The sequence below is a fragment of the Thiothrix subterranea genome, from assembly GCF_016772315.1.
GTDB classification, from domain to species: Bacteria; Pseudomonadota; Gammaproteobacteria; order Thiotrichales; family Thiotrichaceae; genus Thiothrix; species Thiothrix subterranea.
In genome coordinates this window covers 722,074-735,646 of sequence record NZ_CP053482.1, presented here as the reverse complement: position 1 = coordinate 735,646, position 13,573 = coordinate 722,074, and the positions used below count along the sequence as shown (strand labels likewise).

The following is a 13,573-nucleotide window of genomic DNA, read 5'->3' as shown; positions in this document are numbered from 1 at the left end:
GTTTAATGATGTCAGTTGAGGCAATGAATGAGTAAGAAACCTGCTTCAGGAAGTTTCGATATTATCCTGGATATGGAGCATGTGGGTGGTCGAGATAATCTGTGTTTGTCGTTTGGGGCTGGGCTGTTCAGAAAATTAGGGTGGGCATCGGGCGACTGGCTGGCGTTTGATACCAGTGAAACCGGCAAGATTTCTTTTAAGCAAGTCGCTGAACCTTCTGAAACCGCGTTCAATTTGCGAAAAATAAAGCTTCAATCGGGCTTTTATAAAATCTGCTTTTATTCACCGTTATATACCTTTCCGAAAGCAGTGGAATTATCCAAAGAGAAAGCCTCATTTAATGCCAATACTTGGACGTTAACACTGCATATTCCAGATGACTATCAGGTCTCGCAAATTATTCCAGAGATTCCGCCAGTGCGTGCTTTAAGCGTGGCTGATATAGCCGCTGCTTTTAGTAAGTTATAATACGCGCAATAATGTGCATTAAATCAACGCCTCCTTAAGATAATGAGGTGCTGCATATCCAACTCGAAACACACCGTTTCGCCAAGTGCATACTCCTGATGACTCGGTGCTAGTGCGAGAATTTGGCTGTTATCGGCCAAGCCTAACACGTAAAGGTATTCTGCCCCGCGAAATACTCGCGAGACCACTTTGGCTTTGCGCGGTGCATCCGCCACCAATTTCAAATCATCGGGGCGAATCAGCACATCAACCGGGCAATCGGGTTGGCATTCGAGCGGAACTTCGCCCTTGATTGCGCCCAGTAGGGTGGAAACGGTGTCATGATTCAACACTGTCCCCGCAATCAACGCACCTTGTCCAATAAACCCCGCTACAAACTGATTCACCGGCTTGTGATACAAGTTGTAACCCGTATCCCATTGCTGCAACCGCCCGCTTTGCAACACGCCGATTTCATCCGCCATCGCAAACGCTTCGTGCTGGTCGTGCGTGACCAGAATGGCGGTCATGCCTTCGCGTTTGAGAATATCGCGCACTTCCCGCGCCAGCATTTCGCGCAATTCCACGTCTTGGCTACCAAACGGTTCATCCAGCAATAGTAAACGCGGTTGCGGTGCAAGGGCGCGAGCCAACGCAATCCGTTGCTGCTGCCCGCCAGAAAGTTCGTGCGGGTAACGCTTTGCATACCCCGGCAAATTCACCAATTCCAGCAATTCCGCCACGCGCCGCGCCTTATCTTTGCCCGACTGCTTGCGAATCCCGAAGGTAATATTGTCGGCAATGCTCAGGTGCGGAAACAGTGCGTAATCCTGAAACACCATGCCGATATTGCGTTTTTCCGGCGGCAAATGCACATCGGGCGCACTGATTACCTGATCTTTGAGCGTAATCGTGCCACGGGTGACAGGCTCGAAACCAGCAATCGCCCGCAGCAACGTGGTTTTGCCGCAGCCACTGGGCCCCAGCAAACAACCGATTTGCCCGTCTTCCACCGTCAGATTGACATCGTGTACCACTGCGTTGCTGCCGTATTCGATGTGAATGTTTTGCAGGACTAACTTGCTCATCAATGTTCCCCAGCCCGCGATTTGCTAATCGAGCGGCTCAATAAAATCACCGGAATAATCCCCGCTGCCACAATCATCAGCGATGGCAAACCCGCATCCGCCAGCCGTTCATCCGAAGCCAATTCATACGCCCGCACCGCCAGCGTATTGAAATTGAACGGGCGCAAAATCAGCGTGGCAGGCAACTCTTTCAGCACATCCACAAACACCAGCAAAATCGCGGTGAGTAACGAGCCTTTCATCAACGGCAAATGCAGCCGCTGCAATACGCCCAAAGGACTCAAGCCCAACGAACGCCCCGCATTATCCAGCGTCGGTTTGATCTTGCCCAAACCCGCTTCCACCGTTTGCAGCGACACCGCCAAAAAGCGCACATTGTAAGCAAACAGCAACGTAAACAGCGTGCCACTCAGCAACAAGCCCACATTGCTGTCGAAAAACTGCTTGCTCAGGTGGTTGAGTTGCGTATCCGCCCACGCAAACGGAATCAGCACCCCAATCGCAATCACCGTCCCCGGAATCGCGTAACCCATTGCCGCAATCCGCGCAGCAATATTGACCAACGGATCATTATTCAACCGTTTGCCATAGCCCAAAATCAACGCCAGCAACAGCGCGAACACCGCCGCCAAACTCGCCAACATCAAGCTATGCCACACCAGATTGATGAAATCACTATCCAAGCCTTTGCTGGCAGCTTTAATGCTCCAATGCAGCAATTGCCCTACCGGAATCACAAACCCCAACAACAAGGGCAGGGCGCACGCCAACACTGCCGCCACCGCCGTCCAGCCCCGCAAGCGGAATTTCGGAATGCTCGAATACTTGCTGGAAGTATGATGATACCGCGCCCGACTGCGCGACCAACGTTCCAACAGGATCAGCATGAATACAAAGCCCATCAGCAACGCCGCCAATTGCGAAGCTGCCGCGTGATCGCCCAGCCCAAACCAAGTACGGAAAATCCCCGTGGTAAAGGTCGAAACGCCGAAATATTGCACCGTGCCAAAATCCGCCAACGTTTCCATCAACGCCAGCGACAAGCCGGTAATAATCGCCGGACGCGCCAACGGCAACGCCACCCGAAAGAAACTTTGCCACTGGTTTGACCCCAGCGTGCGGCTCACTTCCAGCACACAAATCGACTGTTCCAGAAACGCCGCCCGCGCCAGCAAGTACACATACGGGAACAGCACGAGTGAAAGCATGGTGATTGCGCCGCCAAGGGAACGCACATTCGGGAAGTAATAATCGCCATACCCCCAGCCCGTCAGCTCACGCAGCAAAGTTTGCACTGGTCCCGAAAAATCCAGCATTCCCGTATAGGTGTAGGCAATAATGTAAGCAGGCATTGCCATCGGCAACAGCAATGCCCACTCAAAAAAGCGTCGCCCCGGAAACTCGCACATGCTGTTCAGCCATGCCGCCGGAAGTCCCAGCAGCAATACGCCAAACCCCACGCCCAATACCAGCCAGAGCGTATTCAGCAAATAATCGGTAAGCACCGTTTCACGCAAATGCTGCCAAACTTCCGGCGCAGGCACGAACACGTAGCCGAATACCGCGAGGATCGGCAAAGCAGTCAGCAATGCCATGCCCAATAGCACGGCACGCCAGAGTAACGGCTTTATTTCCAACCCGCTTTATCCATGATTTTGACTGCTTCAGCATTGTGTTTGCCGAGTTCGGACAGGTTCAGGCTATCGGCTTTGAATTCGCCCCAACCTTTGAGCATCGCACTGGGCGCAATACCGGCTTTCACGGGGTATTCCTGATTGGCTTCGGCGTACCATTGCTGCGATTCATCGTTGACTAGGAACTCCATCAGTTTGACTGCGTTATCCTTGTTTTTGGCGGTTTTGGTGACAGCCGCGCCGCTGATATTGATGTGTGTGCCACGATCACCTTCGGCTTGGTTAGGCCAGAAGATTGCGACTTTTTCCGCAGCGGCTTTGTCTTCCGCCTCTTCACCCGTCAGCATTTGCCCGTAGTAGTAGGTGTTGGAAATCGCAATGTCGCACTGCCCAGCCGCTGCCGCCTTGATTTGGTCACGGTCGCCACCTTCGGGTGGACGCGCAAAGTTTTTCACCAAGCCATCAGCCCATGCCTGCGCCTTTTCCGCACCGTTGACGGCAATCATCGACCCCAACATCGACTGGTTGTAGATATTGTCGGAAGAGCGCACACAGATACGTCCTTTCCATTTCGGATCAGCCAAATCTTCGTAGGTGGACAGCTCTTCCGGCTTCACTTTGTCTTTCACGTAAAAGATTGGGCGAGCGCGGGAGGTCAAACCAAACCATTGGTTGGCGGGGTCACGCAGGTTTTCAGGAATGTCTTTTTTTAGTGTGGCGGATTCGACGGGTTGCGTCAGTTCCATTTCTACCGCACGGTACAAACGCCCTGCATCGGCGGTCATTAGCAGGTCGGCGGGGGTGTTTTCACCTTCCAGCTTGAGGCGTTCCAGCAGTGCATCGTCTTTGCCAGTGACGAGGTTGACCTTGATGCCCGTCGCGGCGGTGAATTTGTCAAACAGCGGTTTGATAAGTTGTTCCTTGCGGGCGGAATAGACGTTGACTTCGCCATCTGCCAGCGCGGGGGTAGCGCTGCTGGCAACCAGTAATGACAGGGCGATTTGCTTGAACATGGGTGCTGCCTTCAGGTTGAATAAGAAAGATTCGCATTATCCACAGTGCACACGATAATGCAAGCAATTCTCATTTTATTGGGGGTTAACGCAATTCCTTAGATCCCATATTATGTCATTGTCCATGTTTCACCTCATTATTGATTAGTGGTCATTGCCTACCCGCGTGGTCCCAGCAGAAACCAGAGCAACAGACCCAATACGGGCAATACCAGAATCAGTACTACCCACAGCACTTTCGCGCCCGTGCCTGCGCCACTTTGTACGACTTTGATGATCGCCCAGACATTAATGATGAGAATGATCAGACCCAGCAGGCCGCCAACTTCGATACCCATAACGATTCCTTTTGATTGCAAACGATGTATGTCATTTCAGCACTGATGACCGCGCTAACTGGCGGGTTCGTAACCGGCATAAGCGATGCCGGTGAGCAAGGCCATATCACGGTTCCAAGTCGTCAGATCCTGTTTGGAAAAATCCTGTAAATGTGTGTGCCCGCAGGCACGCGCCATGACCTGCATCAGGTGGGTAGACGCGCGGAAAAAATTGTTCAGTTGCGCAGCGCTGTTTTCGACCAGCAAGCGGCGGCGGAAATGGATGTCCTGAGTGGCTATTCCCACCGGACATTTGTTGGTATGGCAGGCACGCATCCCCAAACAACCAATCGCCTGCAAAGCCGCATTGCCCAGCGCGATGGCATCAGCGCCCAGCGCCAGTGCTTTGATGAAATCGGGCGGGGTACGCAAGCCACCGGTCACGATCAGGCTGACGCGCTTGTCGGCATGTACGTCCAGATAACGTCTGGCACGCGCCAGCGCCGGGATGGTCGGCACCGAAATATGGTCGCGGAACAGCAGGGATGAAGCCCCCGTACCACCCCCGCGTCCATCCAGAATGATGTAATCGACACCGATTTGCAGGGCGGCTTCGATGTCTGCCTCGATATGTTGCGCCGACAACTTAACGCCAATCGGGATGCCATGAGTTGCACTGCGGACTTCATCAGCAAACCGCCGGAAATCAGCCAAGGTCTCCAGTTCAGGAATCCTTGCGGGTGAATACACGTCTTCGCCTTCCTTGACGCCACGGATTTCAGCGATCCGTGCGGTAACTTTCTTACCGGGCAACAACCCACCAACGCCGGTTTTGGTGGCTTGCCCCAACTTAAAATGAAATGCTTGGCAGCGTTTCACCTTGTCCATACTGAAACCGAAGCGACCAGACGCATATTCATAGAAATAGCGGGAATTGGCGGCCTGCTCTTCCGGCAACATACCGCCTTCGCCGGAACAAATGCCGGTTCCAGCCCGTTCCGCGCCGGTTGCCAGCGCCAGTTTGGCTTCTTGTGACAATGCGCCGAAACTCATGTCGGTGACTATCAGGGGAATATCCAGTGTCAGCGGGCTATTAGCCTGTGTGCCAATCACGGTTTGTGTGCCGACTGCTGCGGCGGACTCCAGCGGGAAACGGTATAGTTGTGCCGTCAGAAGCTGGATGTCATCCCAGCGTGGCAGGGTTTGTATCGGCACGCCCATCGCAGCAATTTCGCCGTCATCATGCTCGCTGAATTTATCCATCTGGGAAAGCTGTTGAATGGTTTTTATCTGTATTTCTTCTTCACCACCGTGAATATCCTGGTACAAACCCTGATAATCCTCGCGATTATAAGCTTGCGGATTTTGCTTTTCCCATTTGATGATTTCTCTTTCATCTACCCAGACTTTATTATCTTCAATCCAAGCTCTGAATTTGTGTAATGACTCTTCGTTATTATATTCGCTGACACCACCTTTATAACGGTAATCCCAGCCGTGTAAACTGCAAATCAGATTATCACCCTCAATGTAGCCATCCGCCAATAATGCACCACGGTGTTGGCAGCGCCCGTATAATACAGAAACTTTTTGTTCATCAGGCCAGCGAATAACCACTAAATCAACATTGGCGACCAATGCATAGGTTGGCTTGCCCGGTTTTAATGAATCCCAGTTGGCGATAGCTACTTCAGTCATGGTATTGATACCTTTAGTAAAAAAGAAGACCGCCCACAAGTTGAGTGTGTTGAGGGGCGAGCGGCCTTCAGTAGGCTCTAATAGGGCTGATTGTTAAACATTGTGTGTTAATTTTTGATAAAATGTGGCGAATCAATTAAAAGTGTTTTTGAACCATCCATTACAACTTACGCCTTAAAACTAACGATTGCAAGCTACCATTTCCTAGAAAAACAAAAGAATAAAATGCGAAAAAATAATATCGTCACTATTTTAAAATACTTTAAGATTATTAAAAATAACTGTGTGTAAATGCACTAAAACTGTTTGCAATAAACCACACTCTCCGTTTTTTGATAGAAAGCCAGAGAAATTTTTTAAGAAAAAAATTTAGTAGGTGGCGGGAAACCAAGACGTGTCTATTTCAAAATAACGATCTTGAAAATTGACCAATTCCTTGAGTTTGTCCAGTTCATGCAGGGTGACTTCACGATGCTGGCAACTGCAATAGCCCTCAAATGCCAGTTGGGTGATGGCGTTGCTGACCGAGACATTGGTCAAGCCAATCGCGTCGCCAATCACATCCTGCGTCAAGGGCATTTCAAACGTGCTCAGTTCGCCATTGGGTGCATGGATACGCAAACGGGCATGTGTTTCCAGAATGAAATGGGCAACCTTGTGCGGTGCTGAGGCTCTGCGCATGATCTTGATCCGATCCTGCAACACAATCTGCTGCAACACGCCGAGACTAAACAGCAGCGCCGTCAACCGGGGTGAGTGCATGAAAATATTATCCAATTTACGTTTGGGGAACGGGCATAACACTGTTTTGGTGACGGTCATCATTTCACCGTAGGGCGTTTTTAGCGCCAGATCCGTCAAACCCACAATGTCGCCGGGGTAATGAATGCGTGAAATGTGGCGATGGGTTTCATCCAACTGCTCGTAACGGTACAGCCAGCCGGATTTAATCACAAACAGATGGCTGGGGTTCTCGCTGAACGTCAACTGGGTACGGGGACGGTAGCAGATTTCGTCTGTTTCCAGCTCACGCAACAACTGTTCATCCTTGTCTGAAAGCGGGGTGTAGTAACGCATCCGTTCGATCAGGCAACTGTCGTTTTGCTGGGAAACCTGCGACATAAATATCTCTTAAAGGTCTGTTTCTTAAGCTATGTATCAATTATATATAGCGCATTTTTTTTGGAATGACGCGGCAGCGTCTATACTATGAGGGGTACGTTTCAATATTGCGAGGAAAAACAAAATGATTTTCAGACAGCTTTTTGAGCAAGACTCCAGCACTTACACCTACCTACTGGCTTGTGAACAGTCGGGCGAGTGCGTGCTGATTGACCCGGTGATCGACACGGTTGAGCGCGATCTGGCGGTATTGCAGGCATTGGGCTTGAAACTGACCTACACGCTGGAAACTCACATGCACGCCGATCACCTGACCGGGGCGCGTAAATTGCGGGCTTACACTGGCAGCAAAATCGTGGTTCCCGCGATGGATAAACTGGCTTGCGCAGACTTGGGGGTGGAGGAAAATCAAGTGTTTCGGGTGGGGCAAATTGAATTGCACCCGTTATTTACACCAGGGCATACGGGTCATCACCACGCTTACCTGCTGGATAATGGGATGCAAAAAGTCTTGTTTTCAGGCGATGCGCTGTTGATTGAAGCCTGCGGGCGCACGGATTTCCAATCGGGTGATCCGGTCAAATTGTACCAAAGCATTACCGAGAAATTCTTTACCCTTCCCGATGAAACCTTGGTCTACCCGGCGCATGATTATGAAGGCAGGCAACTTACCACCATCGGGCAGGAAAAAAATCGTAACCCGCGTGTGGGTAACAACACCTCGCAGGAAGCGTTTGTCGCCATCATGAATGGGCTGAATTTGCCTTACCCACGCAAGATTGATTTCGCTGTGCCGGGCAATGAGTTGTGTGGGGAATGCCCCGACAATGTGCCGGAGCAGTATCGTGGTGCTTGTGAAATTGTGCAGTTGCCACCGGAATTGAGTCGGTCGGTGAAAGCGGGCGATCAGGGGTAATGCTACGATATGATGCATTATTCATCGGATTCATCCTGAATATGTTCCGTGATGCGATGAAATATTTTGCTAGAATGGATGGACATTGATGGAAATAAGGATGTAACACCCAATGAAAATAGAAATTGGAGAGTCGTTAGTTTTATCATGGCTCAGACATACGAAAAAATGCCAACTTGTGCAAATGAATTGGAAGCCATCAGTTGAGTCTTGGGACTTGATGAATAAAAGCGTAATTGAACAAGTAATGCGTGAGTCTGATGATTATTTTAAGCATGAGCATGATTACGGAATATATAAGAAAAACACCTCGCTTAGTCAATTAATCAAGCAGGCAGAAATTGATGTTATGGGTGTTTCATATGCAGGGGGACTTCGGAGTATTTACGCTGTAGATGTTGCTTTTCATGAGTCCGGGCTTAACTATGGCTCTAAAGATGAAACTATCATGAAAATAGTAAAAAAACTGTTAAGGACAGCAATGTGTGTTCATGGTTATTTTGATTGTTCCGAAGGCGATATAATTTTTGCATCTCCTAAAATAAATTATAATATAATTGAAAATCTTGATTCTTGTTTGATTCAGGTTGAAAAAATTCTCAGAAAAAATGATCTTAATTTTAACATTAAGTTGATTGCAAATGATTATTTTAATACAGAAATACTTCAGCCTGTCCTCGAAGTTACATCCTCTGTTGCAGATACTTCAGAGTTATTTATGCGTAGCATACAAATGTATCAAATATTTTCAGAAAAAAGTAGTATTAGTCAGCTTCCAAAAAAAATTGACACTAACAGTGACGATATGCTGCAAAATCAAAGAAAAATTGGTGAGCGTGTGCGAGAAAAACTGATACAGATGTTTGAAGAAAACGAAATATCAAAAGAAGAGGTTGGGTTAATGCAATTAGCTGAATATTCTAAAAAAATATTTGGCATCCAAATGCCTTTATTAAAGAAGAAGTTATTAGCTGATGAGAAAAAACCTTCAAGATATTGGTCTAAACCTATTATTAGGGCATATGGTGCTGAATATTTTATATGTTCCGAATGGTATGAAAAAATAAACAAAAGCTGTTTTGATAAATGGGTTGGGCTGAAAAGTCAATCGACTCATTAAGCTATTGATACATGTGCTATAATCTTTCCTTTAATGCAATATATGTTTGTTATTATGATTAATACCATCCAACAACTGATCGCCCAAGGTGAAAACGCCCAGCTTGAATTCAAGTCGGCTGACGTTCGCCCCGATTCTGTGGCACGGGAAATCGTGGCGTTTGCCAATACTTTGGGCGGAACGTTACTGATCGGTGTTGAGGATGATGGGGTAATTTCAGGTATCCACGCGGACAATCTTGATACATGGATTGCCAATATCAGCCGTAACAACATCATTCCCGCCTTGTGTGTGGACGTTACGCACGTCGCTATCGAAGGGAAAGTCGTGTGTGCTGTGACCATCCCCAAAGGCAAGGATAAGCCTTACCAAACGTTGGATGGCAAGTATTGGCTGCGGGTCGGTTCAACCAATCGCACCGCTACCAAGGAAGAATTGAGCCGTTTATTTCAGCAAGCAGGATTGGTACATTTCGATACAGCACCCGTTGCCGATACAGGTATCGAAGGCATCGACTTCCGCTTAGTAGATCATTACTACCGCACCTACTACGACACCGCCTTTATTGATTTGCCAAACGACGAACAGCAAAGCCTGTTGTTGAATGCGGACATCCTGACCGAACTCGAAGGTAAACAGGTGGCAACCGTCGGTGGACTGCTGATGTTCGGTAAACAGCCCCAGCGCCGTCTGCCACACGCTTCCATTATGTTCGCCGTCTTTAAAGGCGATGACATCACCGATGACCTGCTGGACAAAAAGGAAGTGCTGGGCACATTGCCGGAACTGATCGACAAAACGGTGGCTTTGCTCCAGCTTTTCCTGCCAAACCCATCCACCATTGAAGGTACACGCCGCACTGAAACCGTGCGGATTCCGCTCAAAGTCTTGCGTGAGGCGATGGTGAATGCCGTTGCTCACCGCGATTATTCCCTCAGCCAGCGCAAAATACAGGTGCATGTCTATAGCGATCGGATCGAAATTACCTCCCCCGGCAAGTTGGCGAATACCCTGACGTTGAATAAAATCCGCTATGGCAACTCTGCCCCGCGTAATATTTTCTTGATGAAATTCCTCGATAACCTGCGCTACTTCGATGGTTTGGGCAGAGGAATTCCAATGATGCTGAAGCTAATGCAGGAACGGGTCACGTTTGATGAAATCGGTGAATTGTTCCGTGTAACCCTGCGGTTTGCCTGAATTCTCAGCTTTGTCACTACCCTTTATCAGTTGGGGATTGCATTTCATCGGTTATCTGTCAATATTGCTCACATATAAAAAATAATAATTAGTGAATAGGGCATACAATAAAATGAGATAAAAAACCGATGTTAACCCCCAAGCATCTCCATCTATGCGCCATCGTATTGGCTATTTCTACTGCTGTATCTGCTCAAACTGTATTGGCGAACGTGCCAGATGCGCCCCCTGCCAACAAAAAAACGGTTACGTTGCCTGCCCCCACTCAGTCCGATACCGATCAGTTGATTATCCGTTTCCGCGATAATGCCAGCCCTGTCGCTGTCGATAAGGCGTTGTCCCGTCTGCGTACTGAGAAAGGCGAAAAATTCACTTACGCCAAAACCACGCATGATAAAGCCGATGTTTTTCGTTTTGAAAAGCGCAAAAAGAAAGCGGATTGGGATAAATTGTCTGTTTGGTTGAAGCAGTTACCGGAAGTCGAATACGTCGAGCCGGACTTCATTATGAACCGCATGGAAGTGCCAGCACCGGTTACACCGAATGATCCTTACCTGAGTTATCAATGGCCATTGTTGGATGCGATTAGTGGTATTCGCGCCGATCAGGCATGGGGTTATACCGCTGGTCAGGGTAGCGTGGTGGCTGTCGTTGATACGGGGGTCTTGCCGCATGTGGACTTATTGCCGAATTTGTTGGCGGGTTATGACATGATTGCCGATGCTGCTGTGGGTAATGACGGCAACGGGCGTGACAGCGATGCGACGGATGCGGGCGACTACGTGCTGGCTGGTGAATGTGGCAGTAGCACCGCGATTAATAGCAGTTGGCACGGCACACACGTAGCAGGCACGATTGCTGCGGCTGGGAATAATGCCGAAGGCATTGCTGGGGTCGCTTATGCCGCCAAAGCCTTGCCGGTGCGGGTATTGGGCAAGTGCGGCGGCTATACCTCCGACATTGCGGCGGGAGTTATTTGGGCAGCAGGCGGTACGGTATCCGGTGTGCCAGCGAACCCGAATCCCGCACGTGTTATTAACCTGAGTTTGGGTGGCGCATCCGCGTGCGGTTCAACCATGCAAAATGCCATCAATACAGCGCGTGGCAAAAATGCTGTGGTCGTGGTGGCAGCAGGCAATAGCAATACCGATGCCAGCCAATTTTCACCCGCCAACTGTACAGGCGTTGTGACCGTGGCGGCGACCGGCAAAAACGGCGGACGTGCTTATTATTCCAACTACGGTACGGTCGTTGATTTAGCCGCGCCGGGCGGTTCGATGAATACGGGTATCGCCGCCGATGGCATCGTTTCCACCCTGAATACAGGAACGCAAACCGCGCTTGCCGACACCTACAAATATTACCAAGGCACGAGCATGGCAACGCCGCATGTGTCCGGCGTAGTCGCATTGATGTTAGCTGCCAAACCCACCCTGACACCGGATCAAGTCGAAAGTCTGCTGAAGTCGAGTGCGCGGGCTTTCCCGCAACCTTGCGCCAGTTGTGGCACAGGTTTGTTGGATGCCGCAGCCGCTGTGCAAGCAGCAGTCAATTTCACCGCGCCTGTTGATCCTTACGCGGTTTTACTGAGTGATTTGAAGAAAAACCGTGACCTGTGGCGTGCGCAAAACCTCTTGAATTACACCTATGTGTTGGAGCAGAAAACTGGCACGAGTGCGGCATTGCGTTTAAAGCTGACGGTGAAAGCGGGTGTCTTGACCGAAGGCGTGAATTTGGCAAGCAATAAAAAGTTGTCTGCACGTGATTTGAAAGCCAAAGGTAAAACCATTGAACAGTTGTTTATGCAAATCGAAACCGCCATCAACAGCAAATACGCCATCGTCAAAACGGCGTATGACGCTGCACTCGGCTACCCGTTGGATAGTTTCTTGGATAAAAACACCAGCATCACCAGTGATAATGTGAGCTTGAAAGCTTCTAGCCTGGTTGCATTGTAACCGTGAGTGGTAGATAGATTTCCACCCGCAAACCGCCGCTGCTGAGGTTTTTGGCGCGAATCGTGCCGCCATGACTTTCAATCGCCCGCCGCGCAATCGCCAAGCCCAGCCCGTAACCATTACGGTTGGCACTGGCGTTACTGCTACGCTGGAACGGCTCGAAAATGCTCCCCAATTCCGCTTCCGGCACGCCCGATCCTTGATCATCCACCGTCAGATGCAGGCGTGACGCGGCAGCATCGTGGTGAATCGCCAGTGTTACCGCCGTGTTTTCGGGCGTGTGATGGATGGCGTTACGCACCACGTTTTCCAAAGCGCGATACAGCAATTCACCACGCCCCTGAATGATCGGGCTATCCTCGACATCGCACTGAAATACCACTTGGCGTGACAGCGCATTCGCTTCAAACCGCGCATCATCAATCACGGCATCGGCAAGTTCCAGAATGTCGATGTATTCATCCAACGGTTGCGGCACGCCGGATTCGAGGCGCGAAAGCGTTAGCACTTCGCCCACTAAGGTATCCAAGCGTCCGGCTTCGTGTTCGATACGGGCAAGGCTGCTGGCGACTTTTTCCGGCTGTTGATGTGCCAGACCGATGCTGGCTTGCAAGCGTGCCAACGGCGAGCGCAATTCGTGCGAAACGTCATGCAGCAAGCGGCGTTGCGATGCCATCAGGATTTGCAGTTTGGTCGCCATGTCATCGAAATCACGCCCTAAATCAGCAATTTCATCACGTCGCGACCCAATCGTTGCGGTGACACGCTGGCTCAAATCGCCTTTGGCTGCGGCACGAAAGGCTTTGCGCAAAATGCCAATCGGTTGCGAGAAATACCACGCCAACAGAAAGCTGGAAATAAAGCTGGCAGTCACGCCCGTCATCAATAGCCCGAATGGGAAGCGGTGTGGGGGGCGGTGAATTTTTTCGATCACGGGGGAAGGAGCGGAATAAATGGATTGGTTCTGATGTAGCCAAACGGCAATGCCCGTGATACCACCCGTGATTAACAGCGTCAGCCAAAAGGTGAGGAGGATTTTCCAAAACAGTCTGCCCATTGT

General features: G+C 49.9%; 12 protein-coding genes. 5 read left to right on the top strand and 7 right to left on the bottom strand.

Annotated features, from left to right (window positions below):
* The first annotated feature begins 27 nt into the window (after nucleotides 1-27).
* Nucleotides 28-468: a hypothetical protein gene (locus HMY34_RS03485; protein ID WP_202717924.1), complete on the top strand. Its 441-nt coding sequence runs from the start codon at nucleotides 28-30 to the stop codon at nucleotides 466-468.
* A gap of 23 nt (nucleotides 469-491) precedes the next feature.
* Here HMY34_RS03485 and HMY34_RS03480 read toward each other — a convergent pair whose 3' ends face one another.
* The 6 genes from HMY34_RS03480 to HMY34_RS03455 all read right to left on the bottom strand — a co-directional run bounded on the left by HMY34_RS03480 (nucleotide 492) and on the right by HMY34_RS03455 (nucleotide 7,319).
* On the bottom strand, nucleotides 492-1,535 hold the full coding sequence (locus HMY34_RS03480) for an ABC transporter ATP-binding protein (protein ID WP_202717923.1): 1,044 nt from the start codon (nucleotides 1,533-1,535) through the stop codon (nucleotides 492-494).
* Nucleotides 1,535-3,130, bottom strand: coding sequence for an ABC transporter permease (locus HMY34_RS03475; RefSeq protein WP_202719114.1), 1,596 nt, complete (start codon nucleotides 3,128-3,130; stop codon nucleotides 1,535-1,537). Before HMY34_RS03475 ends, HMY34_RS03480 begins: the two co-directional genes overlap by 1 nt.
* 32 nt (nucleotides 3,131-3,162) lie before the next feature.
* The gene (locus tag HMY34_RS03470) at nucleotides 3,163-4,182 is read right to left on the bottom strand and encodes a Fe(3+) ABC transporter substrate-binding protein (protein WP_202717922.1); all 1,020 of its coding nucleotides are present in this window, start codon (nucleotides 4,180-4,182) and stop codon (nucleotides 3,163-3,165) included.
* A gap of 158 nt (nucleotides 4,183-4,340) precedes the next feature.
* Nucleotides 4,341-4,520, bottom strand: a complete 180-nt coding sequence (locus tag HMY34_RS03465; protein ID WP_202717921.1) for a PLDc N-terminal domain-containing protein — start codon at nucleotides 4,518-4,520, stop codon at nucleotides 4,341-4,343.
* A gap of 54 nt (nucleotides 4,521-4,574) precedes the next feature.
* A complete protein-coding gene (locus HMY34_RS03460; RefSeq protein ID WP_202717920.1) occupies nucleotides 4,575-6,197 on the bottom strand; it encodes a glutamate synthase-related protein in 1,623 nt (540 codons plus the stop codon).
* Between the two features lie 369 nt (nucleotides 6,198-6,566).
* Nucleotides 6,567-7,319, bottom strand: a complete 753-nt coding sequence (locus HMY34_RS03455; protein WP_202717919.1) for a Crp/Fnr family transcriptional regulator — start codon at nucleotides 7,317-7,319, stop codon at nucleotides 6,567-6,569.
* A gap of 124 nt (nucleotides 7,320-7,443) precedes the next feature.
* Between HMY34_RS03455 and HMY34_RS03450 the strand changes: the two genes are divergently transcribed.
* The 4 genes from HMY34_RS03450 to HMY34_RS03435 all read left to right on the top strand — a co-directional run bounded on the left by HMY34_RS03450 (nucleotide 7,444) and on the right by HMY34_RS03435 (nucleotide 12,513).
* Nucleotides 7,444-8,235 (top strand): MBL fold metallo-hydrolase, encoded by a 792-nt coding sequence (locus HMY34_RS03450; RefSeq protein ID WP_202717918.1) that lies wholly within the window; start codon nucleotides 7,444-7,446, stop codon nucleotides 8,233-8,235.
* Nucleotides 8,236-8,347: 112 nt separating this feature from the next.
* Nucleotides 8,348-9,355 (top strand): hypothetical protein, encoded by a 1,008-nt coding sequence (locus tag HMY34_RS03445; protein WP_202717917.1) that lies wholly within the window; start codon nucleotides 8,348-8,350, stop codon nucleotides 9,353-9,355.
* A 54-nt stretch (nucleotides 9,356-9,409) separates the two neighbouring features.
* Entirely contained in the window at nucleotides 9,410-10,555 is a 1,146-nt protein-coding gene (locus tag HMY34_RS03440) for an RNA-binding domain-containing protein (protein WP_202717916.1), read from the top strand.
* Between the two features lie 128 nt (nucleotides 10,556-10,683).
* Entirely contained in the window at nucleotides 10,684-12,513 is a 1,830-nt protein-coding gene (locus HMY34_RS03435; protein ID WP_202717915.1) for a S8 family serine peptidase, read from the top strand.
* Here HMY34_RS03435 and HMY34_RS03430 read toward each other — a convergent pair.
* Entirely contained in the window at nucleotides 12,494-13,570 is a 1,077-nt protein-coding gene (locus HMY34_RS03430; protein WP_202717914.1) for an ATP-binding protein, read from the bottom strand. The two genes, HMY34_RS03435 and HMY34_RS03430, sit on opposite strands and share 20 nt — an antisense overlap.
* Nucleotides 13,571-13,573: the final 3 nt, after the last annotated feature.

Bases quoted from the DNA above. Each gene is read 5' to 3' on its own strand.
- HMY34_RS03485 (WP_202717924.1), top strand. From the start codon at position 28: ATGAGTAAGAAACCTGCTTCAGGAAGTTTCGATATTATCCTGGATATG.
- HMY34_RS03480 (WP_202717923.1), bottom strand. From the start codon at position 1,535: ATGAGCAAGTTAGTCCTGCAAAACATTCACATCGAATACGGCAGCAAC.
- HMY34_RS03475 (WP_202719114.1), bottom strand. From the start codon at position 3,130: ATGGCATTGCTGACTGCTTTGCCGATCCTCGCGGTATTCGGCTACGTG.
- HMY34_RS03470 (WP_202717922.1), bottom strand. From the start codon at position 4,182: ATGTTCAAGCAAATCGCCCTGTCATTACTGGTTGCCAGCAGCGCTACC.
- HMY34_RS03465 (WP_202717921.1), bottom strand. From the start codon at position 4,520: ATGGGTATCGAAGTTGGCGGCCTGCTGGGTCTGATCATTCTCATCATT.
- HMY34_RS03460 (WP_202717920.1), bottom strand. From the start codon at position 6,197: ATGACTGAAGTAGCTATCGCCAACTGGGATTCATTAAAACCGGGCAAG.
- HMY34_RS03455 (WP_202717919.1), bottom strand. From the start codon at position 7,319: ATGTCGCAGGTTTCCCAGCAAAACGACAGTTGCCTGATCGAACGGATG.
- HMY34_RS03450 (WP_202717918.1), top strand. From the start codon at position 7,444: ATGATTTTCAGACAGCTTTTTGAGCAAGACTCCAGCACTTACACCTAC.
- HMY34_RS03445 (WP_202717917.1), top strand. From the start codon at position 8,348: ATGAAAATAGAAATTGGAGAGTCGTTAGTTTTATCATGGCTCAGACAT.
- HMY34_RS03440 (WP_202717916.1), top strand. From the start codon at position 9,410: ATGATTAATACCATCCAACAACTGATCGCCCAAGGTGAAAACGCCCAG.
- HMY34_RS03435 (WP_202717915.1), top strand. From the start codon at position 10,684: ATGTTAACCCCCAAGCATCTCCATCTATGCGCCATCGTATTGGCTATT.
- HMY34_RS03430 (WP_202717914.1), bottom strand. From the start codon at position 13,570: ATGGGCAGACTGTTTTGGAAAATCCTCCTCACCTTTTGGCTGACGCTG.